Source organism: Nitrospira sp., assembly GCA_037045225.1.
Taxonomy (GTDB): domain Bacteria; phylum Nitrospirota; class Nitrospiria; order Nitrospirales; family Nitrospiraceae; genus Nitrospira_A.
In genome coordinates, this window is the sequence record JBAOHZ010000009.1 from 1,012,920 (window position 1) to 1,036,898 (window position 23,979).

The window sequence follows — 23,979 nt, forward strand, 5'->3', positions numbered from 1 at the left end:
TCGATCGAGGCTATGCAGGCGGTAGAGTCGATCCGCCTGCCATCTCATCCTTCTTTTCCTTCTCCAGCAGACATTGCGCTCGCTTGCCCGCGGAGATGACCTGCTTCATGTAGAATTCCGCCTTGTCATTGCCCTTCACAATTTGCTGCATCAACTCGCCGTATCCGATCACGTTGGTGAGACAATTGAACAGATCATGCATCAGCATGTCCGGCAGCGGCTTCGCTCGTCCGGAGAGTCCATTCATGCACACGCAGTCCTGACTCGTCGAAGCAATCTCCCGCTCATTCTCCTCCTTCCTTGCTATCCCATCTTGGACTGAATCCGCTGTCTGCTCTCCGCGAGACGCCACATTCAGCCCATTCATCATGACCTCCTTTGCAATCCTCGTGACGGTGTACCGACGCAATGCCCGACTACTGTGCGCGCACCGCCACAAACTTGCCCACCTGTAACAGGTGGGCAAAGCTGAACGGTTTTTGAATCATCAACACAGACCCGGCAGCCAACGCCTCTCCGACCGATCCATCCCGCGCACGATGGCTCGCATCAGTGACCGCGACGATTCTGAACGATGGCAGCTGGCGTTTCGCCTCCCTGATCAAGTCAACGGAAGCCGGCCGCACAAGTCCTAAATCAACAACCAACACGTCCACAGAACTGGCGCGCAAAATGGCCAGACAGGTTTTACCGTCTTCGACCTCTCGCACAGCATAACCATCCCGTTCCAGCCTGAGACGAACGCTAGCCCGGCGCTCTCTATCCGCATCGACAATAAGGCATCGCGCCACTCTCGTACCCTTCCTCTTACTTGGCTGTCTTTCTAAACATCTGCAGCCGCTAGCACCTAATTTTAGAACGGTATATGACACAGAGCGTGTCACGCATATCGACGGCATCACGCGCGATCTTCTTCTCGGGCAGGCCACCCGCAATCCTCGTACCGATGCGAGCGTGTCGATGCTAGCTCACTCCCGCTTCGCACCGCTGTGCGGCAACCCTTTTCTTCCGTTCCCGTGCCACCACTCGATTGGCGATTCGAGAACCAAGGTAGGAACGCCCGCTCTTCACTGACCGAATCGCGTCGATCACAGCTCCCTCGTCTGCATCGATAGGGAGAAACCCGTGGGCCCCGGTCCTCAGGGTATGGCTCATCCCTCCCTCGTTGAGTGGGCCAGAATGAACGAGTCTTCGCCGTCCACCGGGCACCAGCGCGAGCTGGCGCACGATATACCCGCCAGACACAGCCGTCGGCTGGAGATCGAATAACACCACGTCCGGGCACAACCGATCGACTTCGGCCAACACATCCTTCTCCGTGCCGACCTCCCCGATAAGCCGGATGTCCGCGGTGCGATCCAGAACCGTTCGCAGACCGATACGCACCAATTCTTGCTCAGCCACAACCAGCACTGTGATCATCGCGCCCTCCTGCAAAAGCGTCGCACCATGGATCCAGGATATGTCGGTGTACGGGACGTATTCTTGATCGTGGGTATCATGACCTCCAGTGTGCCACTGAGCTGCGAATGCCGGAATCGGACGACGGCGGAACTCCTTGTGGGAACCCTCAACCGAGGCATGTCAGGATTTGACTGATAGACTGTCGCGCTCCTGACTCAGGAGCGCGACAAGTGAGAGTTCGATCCCCCTAACCGGAATAACATTAGGGAGAACACATGAGACCAAAAACCAGATTCACGAGTTGCTGCGGTGGCGGATACTGAGGGAGATGGTGATAGATCTGTGCCGGCAGCATGGGCTCGGAAGGGAATGTTGTGGGCAGCCCATGCTGAGGAGGGTCCTGTTCACACCGTACCTCTACGGCTGATTGAACCTGGCCAACCCAACCAGAATGTCGACAGTGAAGTGGGGCGGCGCGCGGACAACGAGAAGCGAGGGAAACAATGATTGGGGAGACTCACACCGGCCGCCGATGCGGGGCCATTGGCCTGAAAACCAACGACCACAGCACCAGGGCTCTAATTCTAGCGACTGCTCAACGAGGCAACGTCGAAAGGAACACCAACAGCCCTTGCCCCACAGGGGAAAGACTCGTCGCCTACATCCGTCCCTCGTCCAATTCGATTGCATCGACCCAGGTGGTTGCGGGAGGCAACGACGCCACCGGGACCCCGCGCTTGGTCGCGATATCCTGTAAGCGAACCTGATACCGCTGCTTCGCCGCCTCGTCCTTCGGGCCTCCAGTGAGCATGCCCTTCGACCACTCGGCAATCTCTTGATCGGAATGTTTGCGGCTGTTGGTCTTTACCCAGGCCAACAACTTCTCATCGCTCGCATCCGTCAGCACCTGCTGCTCGAAGGCCTTCGGATCGATCTGCAGAAAGTCGATCAGATACTTATCGAACCCAACGGTGATGTAGTTGTAGTCCGGGATCTTGCCTGCATGCCGTAGGCGAACCTTGTCGATAAACCGCCCTAGATGAGCAATGCCACCAAGGAGCACTTTGGGACTGCGGGGATACTGTTGGTCAGACATAAGCAAATTTTCCTTCTTAGGGATGAATGACTTTCAATCCGAGCACATCTTCGAACGGATCATAATCACGATCATTGTGGAGCAGGCCGTACCCCTCCATCAGGCAAAATGTCGCAATGAGAGAATCGATAGTCTTTCGAACTGTTCGCCCGGCAGCACGGAGCCGCCGGTAGTTCAGCGCTGCCTCGACAGCGATTGCGACCGTCCCTGTCTCGAAAACGGCTAGCTTCAGCAACTCCTCCTGCACCGCCTCAAACTTCTTGGTACTGGTGATACCTTGCAATACTTCGCACAGGATCAAATCGGTAAGACCAAGACGTTCGCTCGCCAGTTGAGAATCCAGCCAGTCAGTATGGGAAGTGCGAGTTCCTCGCAGGTAATCTACCCACACCGTCGTATCGACAATAATCACGAAGCAGCCTTGATCCGACCTTCTCGCATCGCACCGAGATTTCCTTCCCACTCAACTTTGCCGCGCAAACGGCGAATACCTTCCTGGTCCTTCACCTTTATCAATAGTCGAAGGCCCTCCTCCACCACGGCTTTCTTAGTGGAGAGCCCGGTCGCCTTCATTGCGCGCCGCATCAAGCCATTGTCGATCACGATATTGGTGCGCATAACGCCTCCGCTGAGCATGTGTACGTTTCACAAAATAATACACACACATTTCAAGAGAAGCAAGCAGAGAGGGTGTCGGGCTTGATGGCGTGGGAAGGCAAGCAGTGAGAGCAGGGGAACCACCAGGAGAGACACGCTCTCCTGGCACCGATCTGCAGAAAGTCGATCAGGTACGTATCGACCCCAACCATGATGCAGTTGTAGTCCGGAATCTTACCCGCATGCCGCAGGCGAACCTTGTCGATAAACCACCCCAGATGGGCGATGCCACCAAGGAGAACTTTGGGGCTGCGGAGAATATGCTGTTTGTGTCATGCGATACGCTCCAAGTTGGTGAATGCAGAAAAGATACAGACGTGCAAAAAAGAAGTCTAGCAAATGCGGCCACGGAACGCTTCGTCGGATCATCTTCCGGAACAGCCGCAGAGCCCAAACACCCAACTCACCTGGCGACGCCACTTGATCGAGCATTCTGCCACTCTGCCGATACGTATCTAACAGGAGAGAGGCCCCTGCAGACACGATAATATCATCGGATCCCAGTTGGATATTCGACACACATCTATAGTGACACCGACACAAGATTCGCCACCTTGCTCACATCCCACCCACAGAAGGCAGAATGCGCAGCGACATTGCGCTGGATGCAGGAACCTGTCTGGCCGCTGGAGATTGCCGTGGCGCAGGAGCGAGCCCCGGTGGGAGTAGAAGTGTCCGTTGTCCGCTGGTGCAAGGACGGTCAATTCGGCATCGAGGTTTTCAGGTGCCGCCAAGGAGACCATGAACGGGTCAGGCAATTCATCGAAACCATGCCAGCGTATCAAGCTCCCATCCCAGCGTACGCAGAATCAACCCTCAGCACCGCCGGCGTAGAGTCCTAATCTCCCAGAAATTCTGTCCCTAAACGGAACGCCCGCACGGACTCGACTGAAGGAGCAGGTTTGTTTCAAAAATACTCCGGTACATTTTCCTGCTTTTCGGACCGATCCCAAGAAAATCGACCAGATACTTATCGAACCCGACCGTAATGTAATTGTAGTCCTAAGTCTGCCCGGCATTGCGGAGCTTAATCTTGTCGATAAACCGCCCCAAGTGGGCAATGCCACCAAGCAAGGCTTTGGGACTGCGGGGATATGTTTGTTGCACCATTGTGATAATTCTCTAGAGTTATGTGCTAAAAACATACAGACGAGAACCAAAGAAATCTAGGGATCAAGCTGCTCGACCAAGTGGAAATCTTCTGAATTTCCTCTTGCTGCAATCACTCGAATTATTGCTTCGGCTAGTCCTAAATTCCTGCTCAATCACAGCTCGGCGCGAACTTAGTTTGAAGAACAGCGGGTTACTGTTATTCAGCGCGTGGGAGTCTTGTCTTCGCGCTTTACAATTCCACCAATGCGAAGTCCACATCACTATGCTGGCCAGCTTGGTCAGAAGATGATTTCAGATAGGATAGTGCCTCCCTCCATGCGCTCAAGACACCCCTAGCTTTGTCATCAATGTGGTCTCCTAAACAATGATTAATTCGCTCATCTAGCTGTTCCAGAGATATAAACTCCTTTGCAAATTGGACATCAGTCCGAAGAAACCGCCCCTCTGTTGATGTAACCAGATGTGACATAACCCGCAAGAACTTCACTAGCCCGCCTGGCTCCTTAATTAGATCTAAAACCCATTGTCTAACCCTCGACTCGGGTCCTCCCATACCATCCCAGTATCGAAGCATGTGACCTAGATTTCTGTTCGAATTTAGCGTTCCTGCTTGAGCCACCAGTTCAATTTTCTTGACACATTCTTCTTGGGATTGTCTCAAACATACATCAAAATCTGGCCAACCACTCATGGAAGAAGCATGAAATAGCTGAGTATGAGTGAGTAGCGGAACATACACTCCCGAAGATCTACGAAGGCTTGTTATGTGAATCTGCTGTCTCCTTGACGCATCCAACTCGCGCGCCAAAATCGCACTCACAACTTGAGCGATTCGTTCCTCAGGAATTCCACCATGAAGAGCTGTCTTGATCTGGGGAATCATGTCACCTACATCATACAAAGCGGTGACAACCTCTTCAGCCTGATCCATATCGAACCTATCGGCGTTAGCCTCTAGCCGCTCAAAAAGAATATCGTAGAGGCCTCGCTGAACGACCGATAGAATTTCCAGGACAAATCTCGTCCTATTTGTGCTTAGCGAAATAAGTTCGTGAAGCTCAGATTCTGGAAGATCGCGCTGAGAGATAGATAGCAAAAAGTAGCGATCAAAATATCCACCATGACAAATCCTTAACGACTGTATGAGGGACGATTCCCTCGCCCCACTAAAGCGGACATCTTTTTTATCGAAAGGTACGCGAGGGAAGAGCCCAACAAGAATCTCGCGCACATAGCCTCTATTTTCAGCACTTGCACTAGCCTGCAATCGATCCAGCAATGACTCCTGCTTGGCATCTTTATTCAGAGTCTGATCGAGCAGATACCCTGAATGGTCTCCGGTTTCGACCAAACGGTGCTTCATCAAGAAGATGGCTTGATAGACCTTCGGCTCAAACAACGCAAGAACCTGGAGCGCGGTTAAATCGACTACATTAACCTCTTGAGCTGAAGCTCCGCTAAAATGCGACAGTTGGAAGGCAAGCACCGAAGCAAACCGACGAACATCTCGAATAGTCCGGAAAAACCCTCGTGCGCCTAAAGTATAGATCGATCTCCAACGATCAATCTCTGAGATAAAACTATCCAGAAAACCATGCACCCTCATCGCCTTTTCGATTTCATCTCCCAATAGCTCATCGAGCTGAAGTCTCTCCAATTTAGGAATTTCAAATCCAACCTGCACGATTTTCTCGATGTAATCCTTCCCGCCCAATTGCTTAAGACTCTCTTCAGCGTGATCCAAGCTTAGGAGTAACAAATAAATAAGATTAGGAAAATCTGCATTCCCCTTCAGGAGTTGGAATACTAATTTCAGTTCATCGCTCGACAATCGATCAACATCATCCAGCACAACCAGGATGGGCCTTTGCAGCATTGCGAGCATGCCGGCAAGCTCACCTTTCATTTCCGGAATAGTTAACGCATGCGATTTTGCTTCGCCCTGAAACGACTCTGATATTGACTCGAATAGATTTGAAAAATATCCAAGAACGATCATCAGAAGCAGTACACCTGCTGCCATAGTCTCAAGAAACAAGTACCAGTGGAAGAAGGCTCCAACTAAATTCAAAACCCCGATCACGCCCAGTATCGTAAGTATAATCCCTTTGACCCCGATGAGGGCAAATCGGCCGGTGCGAAGGTATCGGCCATATGCATGAAATTTGGCAGCCAACTGACTTGCGTTCGCAGAAGTATCCACCCTTCCCAATTGGGTCCCGATTTCCGTGAAGAACGCTTCGGTAATCTGGCTTTGGCTAGCCAACTGCCAAGGATTGAATTCAAGGATTGAAGGGCAGGTTGAAGGAGATGACTTCAAGCTGTCTAAGACAAGATTCTTTACTGAAGACTTCCCGCTTCCCCATGGCCCATAGAGAGCTATTACCAGACTATCTTTCCCTTTCCAGGATTTTATTGCCCTGGCTAATGACTCTGCAAAATTTGCTCTTCCAAGCAGATCTTCACTCTTGGAATTTATTGGCCGGTCTGGAGAGAAAGAGCTCGAGCAATGATCCTGTCCCATCATGAATTCCTATCAAAACTGAAATGCTTATGTTTTCTACAGAGAGGTTGTCACAGGCTACGTTCCACCATCTTTTTGTGTCAATACGTCTGAACCAGACCCTCAGACTGACCTTAGAGAATGGGCGGGAATCAACAAGACTGAGCTGAATAGAGAAGCTTGGACTGACTGAGATGCTGCGGTCATTGACCGCAGGCGAAGGAATTCCAGTGCAGGGCAAATGGTGCCAGGAACCAATAAACACTTCAAGCAGAGATCCCGGGTACATACTTTTATCGGAAGATCGCTCTCCACAACGGCTCCGCGGAGCGTAGGGCACACAAAATCGGCTCCTACTGGAAGCATAGTAGGCTGAATGAGGCAAGAAACGGAATCGACCGTTTTTTCACCCTCACATCACCGTCCCCAACTCCCTTCCAATCGGATGACTGCTTGGCTAAGTGCATCTTCTCCGGCCACCCAGCGTAGTGTGGCGTGTTTCGCCGGATCTTCGCACGGCGGGAAATAGCACTGCGTTCGCCCCGCTTTCCGGATAGCCGGATAAACGTTAGAAGCGAGTCCGCTGTGAATCTCTTCAGGCGTGCCCCTCGCCCTTCGGCAATCACCCAAACGATTAGGGAGGCGCCGCGCTTCGTGTCACCGCCGGCAAAGACGCCGGCGAGGTTGGTCATGCTATTCTCATCTATGCAGGCCCAAAAGACTCCCGATACATGTTCTCGCCCTCGCGGGGATTACGCTGACATACCGTTACCAGGCCACTACGACGACTGCAGGGAGAAAACCTCCGCAGAACATCACCTCACAACACTTCTTTCCCATTGACGTTCTCACCCTGAAGGCATTTTTTCATCATGTCGCGCGCGGCAAGACCTGAGTGCCACTCGAGCTCAAAAATATTGCTGCCTTGATACTCGATCCGGAAATTCAATGCATCTTCCATCCCAGCCAGCGCTGCCTCAATGGTTGGAACCGGAAACTGAATTTCATCGGCGAACGCTCCCACGGTGCGGTTCAGGGCCGTAACCGTTGCGGACGGGTCATTCCCCTGAGTCAAGGTGACTTTTACTTTCTGAATATCCTTGGGATTATCGGGCCGCGGGAAGGGCGGTTTCGGCTCCACGGCCACAAACCCCAGCATGGCCCCCCGATAGTCACCACCGGGTCCCGTGATGCTGATCATTCTCCCCATTTGCCAATACACTGCCATGCAAAACTCGCCTGGCTTTGCGCCGCTTTTGGCCTGAAAAAATTGCCAATACCCCTTTTTCATTTTCTCGGCCCGTGGATTATTCAGGACCCGATCTTTGGATTGTTCGATGGCCTCACTCGCATTGATCTCTTTTTTGGCAGTTGACACCAAATCTTCCAACGGATCATAGGACCCGGCTTCCACCACGGTCGCGGCCGCCAGCAACGAGACGAACAGCGCAAGCTTCCTCATTTCATCCCTCTCTCTTTCACTCTTCTCTCATTGGGAACATCTAACAGGCCATCGCAGGCGAACCGCACTTGGCCAAGCTGAGTGGAACTGGTCCAAATCCTGACATCGGCCACGCGAAAGACGTTCTTCTCATCGGCGTGCAAGACATACTGGACATTGCAATGTTCATACACTCCCTCCTCCCAGACTGCGTACTTGTTGCCGACCACTACCCGATTGTCGAACTCTTGGCCGTAGCTGAGAAAGTGGAGATCGCCTGCGTATGACACCACCGGAGCCCCCATTTTTGTCGCGACGTCACTCTCAGTTTTCCCCTCCCACACCGATAGCATAAGGCCCTCATTGCGAGAGAGTTTTCTTCCGCCTCGGATATCTGCGGCGATTTCACGGAACGTAAATTCGGCATCCAGCTGTTTGATATTGGCTTCAAGTTGCGGCTTGATCCCTGCAGCCACTTGGTCAAATTGCTTCTTCAGCTGCGCCATCTTGGCTTGATACGCTTCTTGTTCTTGTTTTGTCGGACGACGGGACCATTTGCCGGTGGGGTCCGGACGCTTGGCCCCACTCCACAAGACCTCCCATGCAAAGGCCATATGGTCAGATGAGGTCCCTTGTCCCACCAATTGCAAATCTTTCGGAAGACCGATGGTCGCAATTTCATTCTTGAAGATGTCCATATCATTGTTGCGCTTCGCAGCCTTAATGATCGCCGTTCGCATCACGTCTTCGTTGCACGCAATTTTGTGAAGTTTCAGCAACACGGGCGATGACGACGTGCGCCAATCGCCGGCAGGCAGATCCTCGCTTTTGATATCCTCGCGCCGGAGCTTCCAACTGCCTTCTCCCACTCTCACCTTCACCGGCGCATCGAAGGCCGGCTGCTTGGGGATGGTTTTCCCGTCGTACGCATGTTTGACGACACATTCAAATTGCAGCCGCAACTCGCTAAACTCCGGCTTGTCCGCACTTTCATAGACAATGGTCGTATCCAGCTGCTTCACGGTCATGGGACCAAGAATTTTATCCATTGGCGTCCGGTCCAGCACAACGCCAAAATCGGCGAAGTAGGCCTCCCGGCTGCCTTCCTCGCCCTGAATATGGACCAACGCCGATTGCGCAAAAACCTGCGGGACAGACACACAGCTCCCCAAAAGCAAACCGATCAGAACATGTCTATATTGCATCTTCCATCACCCTTCGTGGTTGGGGAACTCTCCAGGACACTCCACCCGCGTGCAAACCTGTGGCGAATGGCAATGAGGGGTCAACGGCTGCCTACGATGCGCACAGGTGGCGCACACTCGGTCGAATTCACTCTGCCCCCGCTATACGTAGTGATGCGTGAGACTCGATGGAGGAATCTCCCGGGATGAACATGTTCACGAACGTGCCACGTTCCGCCGAAGAGGTCTTCCCCCGAACTCTACCATCAGACCCAAAATGACGGCCAGGAGATTTCTAAAATGGAACGTTGTGTGAGGAAGGTGCGCCACTCCCCAGGCCGCTCAACAATCCGAGTCAGCGGGAAGGCAGCGAGGTCGCGATGCGACGAAAAGAGAGTGCCACGCTCGTAGACGACGACAAGACGCCGGCCGACAGTGCCTGGAGCGTACGACTTCTGAATGTCGAGGGCATGAGCGGATCGAGAGAAGCTTTGGTGAAAGGCGCGTCTCGGCGCGCGGGGAGCGAGTTACAAACGACTTTTTCAGCGGCCCGTTTTCGCAGACTTATTGGCTTGCAGATATTGGTTCACCCCTGCCGCCATCTTACGTCCTTCGGCGATGGCCCAGACGATGAGGGAGGCGCCGCGCTTGGTATCGCCGCCGGCAAAAACGCCGTCGAGATTGGTCATGAAATTGTCATCGACCTTCACACAACCACGTGCATCGTAGCTGACGCCGAGGCTGTCGAGGACACCGTTTCTGACCGGGCCCGTGAACCCCATGGCGAGCAAGACGAGGTCCGCATCCAATTCAAAGTCCGTGTTCGGCATCGGCACGAACTTGCCGCCTTCGAACTTGACCCGATTGGCATGCAGTTTAGTGACGTGGCCGTTGTGACCGGTAAACTTGGTGGTGGAGACGCTCCACTGGCGATTGCACCCTTCTTCATGCGCATGCGAGGTGCGAAGCTGCATGGGCCAGAGCGGCCAGGGAGTCGAACTCGCGCGCGAAGGGGGTGGCTCCGGCAACACTTCGAACTGATGCACGTCGCTGCAGCCCTGACGATGCGCGGTCCCCACACAATCGGATCCGGTATCGCCACCGCCGATAATGATCACCCGTTTGCCCTTGGCGGTAATCGGTTCTTCGGACACGGAAATGCCCGCCGTCCGCTTGTTCTGTTGGGTCAGGTATTCCATGGCAAAATGGATCCCCTTCAGGTCCCGACCGGGAACAGGCAAGTCACGCGCCATTTCGGCGCCCATGGTCAAGCCGACCGCGTCGAACTGCCGACGCAACTGCTCGCCGGTGATATCTTGCCCCACCGTGACGCCGGTCTTGAACTCGACCCCTTCGGCCTTCATCTGCTCCAGCCGCCGGTCGATCACCCACTTTTCCATTTTGAAATCGGGAATCCCGTAGCGCAGCAACCCGCCGATACGATCAGACTTTTCGAACACCGTCACACTGTGTCCCGCCCGCGCCAGCTGTTGCGCCGCCGCCAGACCGGCCGGCCCAGAGCCGATGATCGCCACGGTCTTGCCTGTTTTCCTGACCGGCATGGCCGGTTCGACCAGACCTTCGTTGAAGCCACGGTCGATGATATTCCATTCCAGCACACGGATCGACACGGGATCGCTGTTGATCCCCAGCACGCAGGCCCCTTCGCAGGGCGCGGGACAGAGCCGACCGGTGAACTCTGGAAAATTATTCGTGGTGTGTAAGGCTTTGAGCGCATCTTTCCAGCGCCCGCGGTAGACGAGATCGTTCCACTCCGGAATCAGGTTCACGACCGGACAACCGGTATTGCCCTGGCAAAACGGCACACCGCAATCCATGCAACGGGCGCCCTGGACCTTGAGCTTGTCCTCGGCGATCGGCTCATACATTTCCTTCCAATCGAGCACACGCAACTCGACCGGTTTCCGCTTCGGTCCCTCACGCGCGTATTTCAGGAAGCCCTTTGGATCACCCATTGCTTACTCGTCTCTTGCTTGTATTCGTCTCTCGTAGCTCGCCACGGACCATCCGGTCTCGCGCTTCACGAGATACGCTTCACGGTTACTTAACTATTTTGGCCGCTGCCGATTTCCGTTCGGCCAGCACACGCTTGTAGTCGATCGGCATCACCTTCACAAACTTCGGCAGCATCGCGTCCCAGCCATCCAGGATACGCTTGGCATTCCGACTGCCCGTGTACATGAAGTGGGAGGTGATCATCTCGTGCAGCAACTTCTTGTCGTCATCGCTCGTGACCTGTTCCAATTCCACCATACCCAGGTTACAGCGCGACTGGAATTTATCCAGCTCATTCAGCACAAACGCGACGCCACCGGACATCCCCGCAGCGAAATTCCTGCCCGTCCGCCCCAGCACCGCCACGACCCCGCCGGTCATGTATTCGCACCCATGATCGCCGGTCCCTTCGACGACCGCCCGCACGCCGCTGTTTCGTACCGCAAAGCGTTCCCCGGCCATGCCGTAGAAATAGGCTTCGCCCTGCGTACCACCGTACAGCGAGGTATTGCCGACGAGAATCGTTTCTTCCGGTGTGTAAATGGCGTTCTTCGGCGGGAAGACGATGATCTTGCCGCCGGACAGACCCTTGCCGATATAGTCGTTCGACTCGCCTTCAAGGATCAGCGTGATCCCGCGCGAGAGAAACGCGCCGAACGATTGGCCGGCTGTCCCGTTAAACTTGATCGTGATCGTATCGGAAGGCAGGCCTTCCAACCCGTACTTCTTCGCGATCTGGCTGGAGAGCATCGTGCCGACCGTGCGATTCAAATTCCTGATCGGCAGGTCAAGTGTGATCTTTTCGCCGCGATCGATCGCTGGCCGACACTGCTCAATGAGCGTCCGGTCCAGAATCTCCGCAATCCCATGATCCTGCTTCTGCACGCAGTAGCGAGAAACCTCCGGGCCGACTTCCGGCATCTTGAGCAACGGCGTCAGATCCAGGCCCTTGGCTTTCCAATGGTCAACGGCCTTGTGAATCTTGAGCTTATCGACACGACCGACCATCTCGTTGATGGTCCGGAATCCCAGCTTGGCCATGATCTGTCGCAACTCTTCCGCAATGAAGAAGAAGAAATTGACGACATGTTCCGGCTGGCCCGTGAACTTTTTGCGCAACACCGGATCCTGCGTGGCAATGCCGACAGGACAGGTATTGAGATGGCACTTCCGCATCATGATGCAGCCTTCGATGATGAGCGGGGCCGTTGCAAACCCATATTCTTCTGCGCCCAGCAGCGCAGCAATGGCCACATCGCGCCCGGTCTTCATCTGGCCGTCGGTTTCGACACGGATCCGGCCGCGCAGGTCGTTGAGGACCAGCGTCTGATGCGTTTCCGCCAATCCCAACTCCCAGGGCACACCGGCATACTTGATGGACGAGAGCGGAGAGGCTCCGGTCCCTCCCGAATCGCCGCTGATCAACACCTTGTCCGCATGAGCCTTCGCCACACCGGCGGCCACTGTGCCGACGCCCACTTCGGAGACCAGCTTGACCGAGACGGCCGCATCCGAATTCGCATTCTTCAAGTCGAAGATCAACTGCGCCAGGTCTTCGATCGAATAAATGTCATGATGCGGCGGCGGAGAAATGAGCTGCACGCCCGGTGTTGAATACCGCAACCGTGCAATGTTCTCATCCACTTTGTGACCGGGGAGTTGCCCGCCTTCACCCGGCTTGGCCCCCTGCGCCATCTTGATTTGAAGCTCCTTGGCATTCACGAGGTAGTGGCTCGTGACTCCGAACCGTGCCGAGGCCACCTGCTTGATATAGCTGTTTCTCGAATCGCCGTTCGGGAGCGGCGCAAACCGTTCCGGATCTTCACCGCCCTCTCCGGTATTGCTCTTTGCCCCCAGGCGATTCATCGCAATCGCCAGCGTCTCATGGGCTTCTTTGCTGATCGATCCAAAGGACATCGCACCAGTCGTGAACCGCTTCACGATTTCCTTGGCCGGCTCCACTTCGTCGAGCGAAATCGCCTCGGGCAGATACTTGAACTCCAACAAACCCCGCAGGTTCGACCGGTGCCTGCTCTCGTCGTTCACCAGCTGTGAAAACTCGGCAAACGTCTTGGGATCGTTGTTTCTGGTCGCATGCTGAAGTTTGTAGATGGTATCCGGGTTCCAGTTGTGATGTTCACCTTGAATCCGGTAGTGAATCTCGCCGCCGAAATCTAACTGCCGAATGGGAACCGGTTCATAGGCCACACGATGGCGGCGCAACGACTCTTCGCCGATTTCCTGGATACTGATGCCTTCGATCCGCGACGGCGTCCCGGTGAAATAGCGGTCGATTAATTCGCGATTGAGCCCGATCGCTTCAAAGATTTGGGCGCCACAGTAAGACTGCACCGTGGAGATGCCCATCTTCGAGAAGATCTTGAGCAAACCTTTGTTAATGGCTTTGATGAACTTGCCTTCCGCGGTCGGCGCGTCCAGGCCCTCGGGGAAATAGCCGTCTCGCTCCAGGTCCACCAACGACTCGAACACCAGATAGGGATTGACCGTTCCGGCGCCGAAACCGATCAGGCAGGCGAAGTGATGGACGTCGCGCGGCTCACCGGTTTCCACCGTCAGGCCCACTTCAGTCCTCGTGCATTCCCGCACCAGGTGATGGTGCACCGCCGCGACGCCGAGCAGACTCGGAATCGGGGCGTAGTCCGCATTCACCCCGCGGTCGCTGAGAATGAGGAACTTGTATCCTTCGCGAATCGCCTGCGAAGCCTGGCGGCAGAGATCGTCCACCGCGGCCCCCAACCCTTCCGGACCTTCGGCGACGCGGAACAGCATCTTTAATGTTTTACTTTTGAAATGCGGATCGGCGATCTCCCGAATCTTGTGCAGATCGGCATTCGTCAGGATCGGCTGCTTTACCCGGATGCGCCGGGCAGATTCCGGATGCTCATCCATCAGGTTAGGCTTCGGGCCGATGCTGGTCGTGAGTGACATCACGAGCTCTTCGCGGATCGGATCGATCGGCGGGTTCGTGACCTGCGCAAACAGTTGCTTGAAGTATTTGAACAGGAGTTGCGGCCGCTCCGACAACACCGCCAACGGCGTGTCCGTGCCCATCGAGGAAATCGCTTCCTGCCCTTCCACCACCATCGGGGTGATGACCATCTTCAATTCTTCGACGGTGTAGCCAAAGACCTGCTGACGCTGCCGGATCGTGGGATGATCAGGCTGCGGAACATTGATCGGGTCCGGCAACTCATCCAGTGAAATCCGATGCTCCGTGACCCACGACCGATAAGGCTTGCGGCGCACAATATCGGCTTTGACTTCCTCGTCGTCGATGATGCGGCCTTGCTCGGTGTCGACCAGGAACATGCGGCCCGGCATCAAGCGGCCCTTCTGGCGAATGCGCTGGGGGTCCATCGGCAACACACCGGCTTCCGAGGCCAGTACGACTAACCCGTCGGTGGTCACCTGGTAGCGGCAGGGGCGCAGTCCGTTGCGGTCCAGCGTCGCGCCGATCAGTTTGCCGTCGGTGAAACAGACCGCCGCCGGTCCGTCCCAGGGTTCCTGCATCGCGGCGTGGTACTCATAGAATCCGCGGCGATCCAAGTCCATTTGCGGATTTGCCACCCAGGGTTCCGGGATCAGCATCATCATGGCGTGCGGTAACGACCGCCCACCGAGCACCAGAAACTCCAGCGCATTGTCCAGGCTGGCCGAATCGCTCTGATTCTCGTAGACAATCGGAAACAACTTCTTCATGTCCTCGCCGAACAGCTCGGAATTCAGCCGCCCCTGCCGCGCGCGCATCCAATTCACATTGCCCTTCAACGTATTGATTTCACCGTTGTGGCCAATGTAGCGATAGGGATGGGCCAGCGGCCAAGTCGGGAAGGTATTCGTGCTGAACCGCGCGTGCACGAGGGCCAAGGCGCTCGTGAGACTGTTGTCGGTCAGGTCCTGGTAATACTGCGGCATCTGATGCGGGAGCAGTAGCCCCTTATAGACGATGGTGTTGCTGGATAGACTGGAGATATAAAAATAGTTCCGCCCTTCGATCGCGGATTCGCGGATGGCCCGTTCGACACACTTTCGAATGACGTATAACCGTCGCTCAAATTCCTCGTCCGTGAAGATGCCACGAGCGATGAACACCTGCCGCATAAAGGGCTCAGTGGTGCGCGCCACCTCTCCGATCGCGTCACTCTTGACGGGCACATCACGCCAGCCGAGAAGCTTGGCGCCTTCTTCCTTGATCACGCGGGCAAACACGGTCTCGCACTGTTTTCTGGCGTCGGCATCCGGCGGCAAAAACAGCATGCCCACGCCATATTCTCCCGCGCCGGGCAACTTGATTCCGACATCCTTCGTCACGCGTTTGAAGAACTCGTGCGGGACTTGCAGTAAAATACCGACTCCGTCACCGGTGCACGGATCACAGCCTTGCGCTGCGCGGTGCGCGAGATTCTCCAACACCTGCAGCCCCTGTTGCACGATCAGGTGCGACTTGTGCCCCTTGATGTCGACGACGAAGCCGACCCCGCACGCATCTTTCTCGTGCTGAGGATCGTATAACCCCTGTTTGGGAGGAAGCCCCGGTATATTCATGGAACGTATTCTCTTCTAGGAGGCAGGCAATGACCTGGGGAATAGATTCCCCACAGGGGGACGTTCAAACTGGCAAACGACCACGGTGACTGCTACCACTGTTTGGGGAAATAAAATGAGACCTCACCTTACTGGATGGGCCGTGAAACTGTCAAGAGAACGACGAGGCCATCGCCCCGAGAAGCGGCATGACAGGCGCTTGACTTAGTGGAGTTTCCTGCCCTACTATCCGCTCCATGTCGAACGGACCGACCACCCTCACGCTCCACAGCATGGCCGATGTGTGGGACGTGTATCGCGAAGAACTGGAGGGGGTCGAAGAACAGATCCGGAAAAATCTCGACTCCAGCGTTGCCCTCGTCAACACCGTCGCCGCCCACATCTTGAACAGCGGCGGCAAACGCGTCCGCCCCCTCTTCGTGCTCCTCAGCGCCCATCTCTGCGGCTACGCCGGGCAAGACCATCACGCACTCGGAAGCCTGGTTGAATTCATCCATACCGCCACCCTGCTGCACGACGACGTCGTCGACGACGCCGACCTGCGCCGGGGTCGCCGGACCGCGAGCAAAGTCTGGGGCAATCAAATCAGCATTCTCGTGGGCGACTATCTCTATTCGCGCGCGATCTGCCAGATCGTCGACTTCCGCAATCAAGGCATCAACGAGGCGCTCTCGGAAGCCTGCCGCAAGATGGCCGAAGGCGAAGTCCTGCAACTCTACTACAACGGCAATCCGCTGATGCCGGAACCGGAATATCTCCGCATCATCGAACATAAAACCGCTGGATTGATTGCGGCGTCCTGTAAAATCGGCGCGATCGTCGGTGGAGCGACGGAAGAGTTACAAGAAGCGCTGTTCCGGTTCGGACAGCGGCTGGGCATTGCGTTCCAATTGGCGGACGATACGCTGGACTATACCGCCAACGGTGAACACCTGGGCAAGACACTCGGGCAGGACCTGCGGCAAGGCAAAGCGACCCTGCCGCTGTTGCACCTCCTGCAGCACTGCTCGGAGCCGGATCGGCAGTTGATCAAGGATCGCATGGAGACTCGTACCTTGACGGACGAGGAACTCCGCCGCATCGTCGGCTTGATGCAGGAGTATGGGTCCATCGCCTACGCCATGGAGCGGGCACGCGCGTTCGTCGCCGCCGCCAAACGCGATCTCGACCTGTTCCACGACAACACCGCTAAGCGCGCCCTGTCCATCGCCGCCGATTACATGGTGACTCGCGACCGCTGAGTTGCCGCCGCCCGGTTTCACAAGGCTCACGCTCTGCTGACAGCGCGTACTCGTTCAGCGGCACCGCCGGACGAACAGGACCACACCGCACCCACGAGAAAAAAGGATAGGAACCCGCATGGCACACGTCATTCCCTTTCACGGCACACTCTACAATCCTTCGACCGTCGGCGACGTCCGCCAGGTGGTCGCCCCGCCCTACGATATTATCGATGCGACGCTGCAGAAGACCTTGCATGATCGCCATGCGAACAACGTCATTCGCCTGGAACTCGGTTATGAACAGCCGGGTGATACCCCCAGCGACAATAAATACCTCCGCGCTGCGGGCGCGCTCAAAGCATGGTTGAAGTCCGGCGCCTTGCGTCGAGACGACAAGCCGACCATCTACTACCACACCATCGAATACCAACCGCCCTATTCGGCACCCGGAACACCGACCAAAGTCTTCAAAGGCTTTCTTTCAACGGTTGAATTGGAAGAATTCGGCTCGGGCAAGATTTACCCGCACGAGAATACGCGCGCCGCGGCGAAAACCGACCGGCTCAATCTGCTCGAAGCCTGCCGCGCAAACTTCAGCGCCATCATTTCGCTTTATTCGGATCCCCAGAACGACGTGCTCACGTTGATCGAACAGTCGATCGCCGCCGACAAACCACGCATCGACTTTCAGGACGACGTGGGCTTCCGCCAGCGGCTGTGGAGCGTGACCGATCCGGCGGTGCTCGCCAAGGTCGTCGAGATCATGCACACCAAGCAACTGTTCATCGCCGACGGCCATCATCGGTATGAAACCGCCCTCAACTATCGCCGCGCGCGACGCCAACAGGCCGGCGCACCATCGTCCCCCCAGCCGTACGACAACGTCTTGATGCTGTTCGCCAGCCTGGAGGACAAGGGGCTGACCGTCCTGCCGACACACCGCGTACTCACGACCGCGGTTCCGGCCCCGAAAGATGTGCTCCGCGTGCTGGACCCAATCTTCGAAGTCACGGCGCTCCCCTTTCAAGCCGGTACCGAGACACAGGTCCGGGGGCAGTTTATCGAAACCCTGCGCAGCCGAGGACAGTCCGCGCCGATGTTCGGGCTGGCACTGAAGAATGATCCTCAGTACTACTTGCTGACCCTGCGCGCCGCCCATCGCCCCTCGGCCACGGCGTCACCGCGCGATCGGCTCGACGTGTCCCTACTGCAGCAGCACGTGGTCGCCACACTCTGCCCCACGCAGCAGGAACAGGAAGCGATGCTGTATTCGAAAGACGATCACGAAGCCCTGAATTGGGTGCGCCAAGGAACCGGTACCGCCGCATTGCTCTTGAACCCGACCAAAGTCGCTGAAGTGAAAGCCGTGGCCTCGGCGGGTGAACGGATGCCGCACAAATCGACCTACTTCTTCCCCAAACCGCTCACCGGATTGGTCATGAATGTAATGGAAGGCTAGCCGCGAGGCACGGATGGCCGATAGCTGGTAGCCGAACCCATGAAAGCCAAAGTATTAATTGTTGATGACGACCAGGACATCGTCACGATGTTGCAGGATCGTCTCGACGCGGGAGGCTACAAGACGCTGACGGCCGCCGATGGCCTGCGCGGCATCGAGCTGATCGAGCAAGAATCTCCGAATCTGGTTCTACTGGACCTCTACCTGCCTCGCCTCAAGGGCATGGACGTGCTCAAACGCATGGCCCAGAATAAACAATTCGAAGACATTCCCGTGATCGTCATGACTGCGGCCGGCACGATCCCCGACGCGGTAGAAGCGATGCGCCATGGCGCATATGACTTCCTCACCAAGCCCCTCGAAAAAGACCATCTCCTGATCGTGATCCAGAAGGCGTTGGAACGGGATTCCCTGAAGCGGCAGGTGGCCGCCCTCCAGTCGGACGTCCAGAACCGCTATGCCACCATCGTCGGCGACAGTTCGAGGATCAAGGGCATCATCGAATCCGCCCATCGCGCCGCCAACTCGGATGCCAGCATTCTCCTGCTTGGGGAAAGCGGCACCGGCAAAGAACTCTTTGCCCGCTCCATCCACCAGTGGAGCCCGCGCCAAAACATGCCGATGGTCGTCATCAATTGCGTGGCGCTCACGGAGACGTTGCTCGAGAACGAACTGTTCGGCCACGAGCGCGGCGCCTACACCAGCGCCGACCGGCTTCAAAAGGGCAAGCTTGAAATGGCGGAGGGGGGCACGGTGTTTCTCGATGAGATCGGGGATATGCCATTACCGTTGCAAGCCAAGCTGCTGCGCGTGCTGCAGGACAAGGAGTTCCAACGAGTCGGCGGCACGCGGTCGGTCTCCGTCAATATCCGATTTGTCGCAGCTACCAACAAGGATCTGAAGCAGGCCGTGAAGGCCGGGCAGTTCCGGGAAGATTTGTTTTTCCGGCTCAACGTCGTCAGTTTTACACTCCCTCCGTTACGGGAACGGAGTGAGGACATCGAGCGACTGGCCGAGTTCTTTCTCAAGCGGCATGCCTACGAAGCCAAACGCCCGGGCGTCTCGCTGAGCCCGTCGGCCCGTGCCGCGCTCACTCACTATCCCTGGCCCGGCAACATCCGCGAACTCGACAACGTGCTCTCACGCGCCGTGGTGCTCAGTCCAAGCGACGTGATTGAACCTGAATTTCTAGCCTTGTCGCCCGACGACGTGACAGGAAAAGGTCACTCGGAGCACGCGCTGCCCTACCTCAGCCTCACCTACCATGAGTCTATGGAAGCGCACAGCGCCTACATCATTGAGCGGGCATTGGAAAAAGCGGCGGGGAACCAGACCAAAGCAGCGGAGTTTCTCGACCTGCAGCGAACCTATCTGGCGCGACTGATTAAGCAGCGAAAATCCACTCCCGACGAGTAACCAGGCCGGAGGCTGAAAAAGCCCGCCCGCTTCGTTCTCGCATCGCTCCGAAGCTCAACGTACCGCAAGGGTACGCCTCGCCTCTTCGCATTGCTGCGGCCTTGCGGGACGGCCCTTTTGAGCCTCCGGCTACACGGAAGAAGCAGAGCGCGTGTACCGTACAGCTCTCCTCCTACCACCACGAACCACACACACTTAGTCCCAACGAGATACGCTTCACCCTTCACGCTTCACAGGTGTCCCCCGAGACGCGCCATCAGGCGTTCTGGCAGCGAGACTCAGTAACCCGGCTGCCGCATCCCGCTCTGCTTGCGCATACCGTTCAGGGGTGCCGACATCGCTCCAGTAGCCACTGAAATCGTATCCCAGAATTCGCTCCCCCTCCTGAATGCCACGCACATAGGCATCGATGATCGAGGACTCCTTCCCCACCGGCACGTCACGCAACAGGCGCGGATGCAGAATATGGATACCGGCAAACATGCGGCCGGTCGTCGACGCCGATCCCTCCCGGCCACGACCCGTAATCCGTACCACGTCGCCCCGATCCGTGACTTCAACCAGTCCCCAGCGAGCAGCCTCCGGATCCTGTCGCAACACCAGCGTCGCGGCAGCCTGTCGTTCGCGATGAAACGCCATCAATGCGCCGAGATCCAGCTCGAACAACGTATCGCCGTTGAGAATCAGCACCGGCTCACCGTGAAAGTACGGTTCCGCCTGCTTGATCCCGCCGCCGGTGCCGAGAATAACGGGTTCGTGCGAATACCGGATGTGCATCCCGAATGCCGAACCGTCGCCCAGCGCCTGCGGGATCATCGCGCCCAAATGGTGCAGGTTGATCACCACCTCTTGAATGCCATGACGCTTTAAGAGGAGCACATTCCAGACGATCATCGGCGTGCCGGCAACCGGAAGGAGCGGCTTCGGTGTGATATCGGTGAGGGGCCTCAACCTGGTTCCGAGGCCCGCGGCGAGGATCATGGCTTTCATGTGAAACAACCGTGCAGTGTGGCTCGTGAAGCGTAACACCTCGAGAGAGAGGGGCGTGCACCAGCAACCCGTTTCACGCCTGCTGCAACTCGGCTACGTAGGGCGCCACGTGCTGACGTAATGCCGCCAGTTCGGGATACTTCGACAAATTCCGCTTCACGTAGCCCAGGACACGAGGGATGTCGGCGAGAAACTTCGGATTGTGTTTGACCTGATCGATGTAGACAAACCGACCGGCAGCTTTGAGGTTGCGTTGAATGCTGGTGAAGTCGAATAACCGGCGGAACGAGGCCCGATCGGTCCAACCCTGCCCATGGCCAGCAAGGCCGTCGAGAAAATGATCGACCAGCCCGTCCACCACGGCATCATCCAACTCAATGTAGGCATCTTTCAACAACGACGCCAAATCGTAGGTCGCCGGGCCCATGAGGGCATCTTGAAAATCAATGATACCGAGGCGCGATCCGTCGACCATGAGATTGCGTGAATGGTAATCACGATGGACGAACACCTGCGGTTGGCCGGCCAGGAGTTCGGCGATGCGTTGAAACTCGCTTCGGATCGCCCTCTCGTCCTCGGGTTTCATCGGTCGTCCGATTCGGGCCGTGATCCCATATTCGAGAAAATGGTCGAACTCCCACATCAACAGCGGCACATCGAATCGCCGGTGAAAGGCAATACAGCCGGGCGCGGGTGGATTCGTCCCCTTCACTTGAAGCAAGACCAATTGATCGATCGCCTGACAATAGAGCGCCACCAATCGGGCGCGATCCACATCACGGCAGGCTTCCGCCAACGTCAGATCCCCGAAATCCTCTAAGTACAGGAGACCGGCTTCGCGATCGTAGTAGTGCAACTGCGGGACAGTGACACCGGTGCGCTGCAGATGCGTGAGCACGTTGGTAAAGGGCAGTTCCGCAATCTGGACGGACGCGCCGCTGACAGCTTCTTCCGATTTCTTGAACCCTTCCGGATCGGCCAATTGCATGAGGATCAACGCCGAGGGCGTGCCCTTCAGGGCGATCCGGAAATACCGGCGATTCGATGCATCGCCGGCGAGCGGAGTCAAGCCGGCCACCTCGCCGCGAAACGGCAGCGTGGTTGCAACGGTTTGGGCGATGCGTGCAGGATCAGGGGGTGCGAGCGGTGCCGCGGGAGCGGCTGGATTTGTTGTTGTCATACGATCGGCATTATAGCCAAACCAGGTTGAACTGCCAGCAGAAAGTCACCTGCTGCAGGCCCTTTCGGCCACGATCGGTTGTCAGCTCCGGTACGGCCCGGGATCCTGGGCCCTCTACATGAAGGAGACGCAGATGCACTACGTTCATCTCGGGCGCTCTGGAGTACAGGTCAGCCGCCTCTGTTTAGGCACCATGAATTTCGGGCCGCAGACCTCCGAACGCGACAGCTTTGCCATCATGGACCAGGCGCTGGAACGGGGCATCAACTTTTTCGACAGCGCCAACGTCTATGGCAGGAAAGTCGGCGAAGGGGTGACGGAGCAGATTGTCGGGCGCTGGTTCGCCCAGGGCGGCGGGCGACGTGAAAAAGTGGTGTTGGCCACCAAAGTCTATGGCCGCATGGGCGACTGGCCCAACCAGTCGCGCCTCTCCGCCTTGCATATCAAACGCGCGTGCGAAGAGAGCCTCCGGCGTCTGCAGACAGACCACATTGACCTCTACCAAATGCACCACATCGATCGTGAGTGCCCGTGGGAAGAACTCTGGCAGGCGATGGATCAACTCTACCGCGAAGGGAAGGTGCTCTACGTCGGTAGCAGCAATTTCGCCGGCTGGCATATTGCACAGGCCCAAGAGCTGGCGAAATCACGCCACGTTCTGGGGCTCATCTCCGAACAAAGTCTTTACAACCTCCTCGAACGAACCGTCGAGCTGGAAGTCCTTCCGGCCTGTCAGGCCTATGGAATCGGGATCATTCCCTGGAGCCCCCTGGCGCGAGGCCTGCTTGGAGGGGCGCTGAGCGCGCACACGACCGGGCGACGGGCAGACGAGGACGTTCGAAAAGACATCGAGACGCACCGCACAAAACTGGAAGCCTATGAACAGTTCTGCAACACACTGCCGGCCACACCGGCCGCCGTCGCCCTCGCCTGGCTGCTGCACCAACCGGCCGTGACATCGCCCATCATCGGTCCGCGCACCATGGAACAGCTGACATCCGCATTCCCGGCGTTGGAGTTGGCGCTGACTCCAGACCACCTCAAGACCTTGGACACCATCTTCCCCGGCCCCGGCGGCGCGGCCCCCGAGGCCTACGCCTGGTAAGCGCTGAGCACTGCAAGCAGGCGCAGGGGCGGGCAAGATGCGCGGAGGCTACAGGGTTGACTGAACAGCGCGCGGTTGCAGGAAGCGCCAGATCCAGGCCCCGAGTGTCGCGCCGATGGAATCCGCCACCAGATCCAACGGATCTCCCTCGCGAAGCGGCACGAACAATTGATGGATCTCGTCACTCAGACCGTACAGCGCGCAACCGGCCACCGCCACGATGACCGCATGGTCGGCCACCCAGGCGCCCGCGCCATGCCGACAGGCCCGATAGACCAAGGCCCCCAAAAGACCATACTCGCCGAGGTGCAAGACCTTGTCGGAGGTCTCCCCGAGAAACGACGAAACTGATTCCGGTGGACTCGACATCGACGACACCAGAAAAATCACTCCGGCATACAGAAAGACCGGCCCCCAGTACCGGAGAACCGAGAGTGGAGACCGCAGCGACTCCGCGCCGAGGCCATTGGTGATCACCTGATTCGATGCCATCTTTTCAATGCCCGATGTCTGCCGAATAGCCAATTCATGACGACGGGATCACTCGCGCCCAGGCAAAAACAAACTACACCGACCTCGATCGCGCTGTTTCGTTGCAACGCTCCTACCCCTATGACATACTGCCC

19 protein-coding genes are annotated in these 23,979 nt (G+C 56.8%); 4 read left to right on the forward strand and 15 right to left on the reverse strand.

Annotated features, from left to right (window positions below; all coding sequences use genetic code 11):
* Window positions 1-10 precede the first annotated feature (10 nt).
* The 12 genes from V9G17_05520 to gltB form a co-directional block, all read right to left on the reverse strand.
* Window positions 11-247 (reverse strand): hypothetical protein, encoded by a 237-nt coding sequence (locus tag V9G17_05520; GenBank protein ID MEI2752042.1) that lies wholly within the window; start codon window positions 245-247, stop codon window positions 11-13.
* 169 nt (window positions 248-416) lie between these two features.
* Window positions 417-791 (reverse strand): response regulator, encoded by a 375-nt coding sequence (locus tag V9G17_05525; protein MEI2752043.1) that lies wholly within the window; start codon window positions 789-791, stop codon window positions 417-419.
* A 172-nt stretch (window positions 792-963) separates the two neighbouring features.
* Window positions 964-1,422, reverse strand: coding sequence for a hypothetical protein (locus tag V9G17_05530; protein ID MEI2752044.1), 459 nt, complete (start codon window positions 1,420-1,422; stop codon window positions 964-966).
* Window positions 1,423-2,062: 640 nt separating this feature from the next.
* On the reverse strand, window positions 2,063-2,500 hold the full coding sequence (locus V9G17_05535) for a DUF5069 domain-containing protein (GenBank protein ID MEI2752045.1): 438 nt from the start codon (window positions 2,498-2,500) through the stop codon (window positions 2,063-2,065).
* Between the two features lie 16 nt (window positions 2,501-2,516).
* Entirely contained in the window at window positions 2,517-2,912 is a 396-nt protein-coding gene (locus V9G17_05540) for a PIN domain nuclease (protein MEI2752046.1), read from the reverse strand.
* Window positions 2,909-3,118, reverse strand: a complete 210-nt coding sequence (locus V9G17_05545; GenBank protein MEI2752047.1) for a type II toxin-antitoxin system VapB family antitoxin — start codon at window positions 3,116-3,118, stop codon at window positions 2,909-2,911. The genes V9G17_05540 and V9G17_05545 overlap by 4 nt, the downstream gene beginning before the upstream one ends.
* Window positions 3,119-4,159: 1,041 nt before the next feature.
* Entirely contained in the window at window positions 4,160-4,267 is a 108-nt protein-coding gene (locus V9G17_05550; GenBank protein ID MEI2752048.1) for a DUF5069 domain-containing protein, read from the reverse strand.
* Between the two features lie 232 nt (window positions 4,268-4,499).
* On the reverse strand, window positions 4,500-6,797 hold the full coding sequence (locus V9G17_05555; protein MEI2752049.1) for a P-loop NTPase fold protein: 2,298 nt from the start codon (window positions 6,795-6,797) through the stop codon (window positions 4,500-4,502).
* A gap of 796 nt (window positions 6,798-7,593) precedes the next feature.
* Complete coding sequence (locus V9G17_05560; protein ID MEI2752050.1) at window positions 7,594-8,235, reverse strand: hypothetical protein; 642 nt, start codon at window positions 8,233-8,235, stop codon at window positions 7,594-7,596.
* Entirely contained in the window at window positions 8,232-9,374 is a 1,143-nt protein-coding gene (locus tag V9G17_05565) for a hypothetical protein (protein ID MEI2752051.1), read from the reverse strand. Before V9G17_05565 ends, V9G17_05560 begins: the two co-directional genes overlap by 4 nt.
* Before the next feature lie 566 nt (window positions 9,375-9,940).
* On the reverse strand, window positions 9,941-11,374 hold the full coding sequence (locus V9G17_05570) for a glutamate synthase subunit beta (GenBank protein MEI2752052.1): 1,434 nt from the start codon (window positions 11,372-11,374) through the stop codon (window positions 9,941-9,943).
* Between the two features lie 85 nt (window positions 11,375-11,459).
* Window positions 11,460-15,980 (reverse strand): glutamate synthase large subunit, encoded by a 4,521-nt coding sequence (gene gltB / locus V9G17_05575; GenBank protein ID MEI2752053.1) that lies wholly within the window; start codon window positions 15,978-15,980, stop codon window positions 11,460-11,462.
* Between the two features lie 236 nt (window positions 15,981-16,216).
* On the opposite strand from gltB, the gene V9G17_05580 reads away from it, so the two are divergent.
* From V9G17_05580 to V9G17_05590, 3 genes are all read left to right on the forward strand, one after another.
* On the forward strand, window positions 16,217-17,221 hold the full coding sequence (locus tag V9G17_05580; GenBank protein ID MEI2752054.1) for a polyprenyl synthetase family protein: 1,005 nt from the start codon (window positions 16,217-16,219) through the stop codon (window positions 17,219-17,221).
* A 118-nt stretch (window positions 17,222-17,339) separates the two neighbouring features.
* On the forward strand, window positions 17,340-18,662 hold the full coding sequence (locus V9G17_05585; protein MEI2752055.1) for a DUF1015 domain-containing protein: 1,323 nt from the start codon (window positions 17,340-17,342) through the stop codon (window positions 18,660-18,662).
* A 39-nt stretch (window positions 18,663-18,701) separates the two neighbouring features.
* Window positions 18,702-20,078, forward strand: a complete 1,377-nt coding sequence (locus tag V9G17_05590) for a sigma-54 dependent transcriptional regulator (protein MEI2752056.1) — start codon at window positions 18,702-18,704, stop codon at window positions 20,076-20,078.
* Between the two features lie 216 nt (window positions 20,079-20,294).
* On the opposite strand, the gene V9G17_05595 is transcribed toward V9G17_05590, so the two are convergent.
* Window positions 20,295-21,068, reverse strand: a complete 774-nt coding sequence (locus tag V9G17_05595; GenBank protein MEI2752057.1) for an NDP-sugar synthase — start codon at window positions 21,066-21,068, stop codon at window positions 20,295-20,297.
* Between the two features lie 73 nt (window positions 21,069-21,141).
* Window positions 21,142-22,248: a phosphotransferase gene (locus V9G17_05600; protein MEI2752058.1), complete on the reverse strand. Its 1,107-nt coding sequence runs from the start codon at window positions 22,246-22,248 to the stop codon at window positions 21,142-21,144.
* Window positions 22,249-22,381: 133 nt separating this feature from the next.
* Here V9G17_05600 and V9G17_05605 point away from each other — a divergent pair, with 133 nt between their 5' ends.
* Window positions 22,382-23,353, forward strand: coding sequence for an aldo/keto reductase (locus V9G17_05605; protein ID MEI2752059.1), 972 nt, complete (start codon window positions 22,382-22,384; stop codon window positions 23,351-23,353).
* Window positions 23,354-23,401: 48 nt separating this feature from the next.
* Here the strand turns inward: V9G17_05605 and V9G17_05610 are convergent, their stop codons facing one another.
* Window positions 23,402-23,845, reverse strand: a complete 444-nt coding sequence (locus tag V9G17_05610) for a VanZ family protein (protein ID MEI2752060.1) — start codon at window positions 23,843-23,845, stop codon at window positions 23,402-23,404.
* Between the last annotated feature and the right edge of the window lie 134 nt (window positions 23,846-23,979).

Excerpts from the sequence above, each read along its gene's own strand:
- V9G17_05560 (MEI2752050.1), bottom strand. The coding sequence starts at position 8,235 with ATGAGGAAGCTTGCGCTGTTCGTCTCGTTGCTGGCGGCCGCGACCGTG.
- V9G17_05520 (MEI2752042.1), bottom strand. The coding sequence starts at position 247 with ATGAATGGACTCTCCGGACGAGCGAAGCCGCTGCCGGACATGCTGATG.
- V9G17_05535 (MEI2752045.1), bottom strand. The coding sequence starts at position 2,500 with ATGTCTGACCAACAGTATCCCCGCAGTCCCAAAGTGCTCCTTGGTGGC.
- V9G17_05550 (MEI2752048.1), bottom strand. The coding sequence starts at position 4,267 with ATGGTGCAACAAACATATCCCCGCAGTCCCAAAGCCTTGCTTGGTGGC.
- V9G17_05585 (MEI2752055.1), top strand. The coding sequence starts at position 17,340 with ATGGCACACGTCATTCCCTTTCACGGCACACTCTACAATCCTTCGACC.
- V9G17_05595 (MEI2752057.1), bottom strand. The coding sequence starts at position 21,068 with ATGAAAGCCATGATCCTCGCCGCGGGCCTCGGAACCAGGTTGAGGCCC.
- V9G17_05570 (MEI2752052.1), bottom strand. The coding sequence starts at position 11,374 with ATGGGTGATCCAAAGGGCTTCCTGAAATACGCGCGTGAGGGACCGAAG.
- gltB (MEI2752053.1), bottom strand. The coding sequence starts at position 15,980 with ATGAATATACCGGGGCTTCCTCCCAAACAGGGGTTATACGATCCTCAG.
- V9G17_05580 (MEI2752054.1), top strand. The coding sequence starts at position 16,217 with ATGTCGAACGGACCGACCACCCTCACGCTCCACAGCATGGCCGATGTG.
- V9G17_05530 (MEI2752044.1), bottom strand. The coding sequence starts at position 1,422 with ATGATCACAGTGCTGGTTGTGGCTGAGCAAGAATTGGTGCGTATCGGT.
- V9G17_05610 (MEI2752060.1), bottom strand. The coding sequence starts at position 23,845 with ATGGCATCGAATCAGGTGATCACCAATGGCCTCGGCGCGGAGTCGCTG.
- V9G17_05590 (MEI2752056.1), top strand. The coding sequence starts at position 18,702 with ATGAAAGCCAAAGTATTAATTGTTGATGACGACCAGGACATCGTCACG.
- V9G17_05555 (MEI2752049.1), bottom strand. The coding sequence starts at position 6,797 with ATGATGGGACAGGATCATTGCTCGAGCTCTTTCTCTCCAGACCGGCCA.
- V9G17_05605 (MEI2752059.1), top strand. The coding sequence starts at position 22,382 with ATGCACTACGTTCATCTCGGGCGCTCTGGAGTACAGGTCAGCCGCCTC.
- V9G17_05600 (MEI2752058.1), bottom strand. The coding sequence starts at position 22,248 with ATGACAACAACAAATCCAGCCGCTCCCGCGGCACCGCTCGCACCCCCT.
- V9G17_05545 (MEI2752047.1), bottom strand. The coding sequence starts at position 3,118 with ATGCGCACCAATATCGTGATCGACAATGGCTTGATGCGGCGCGCAATG.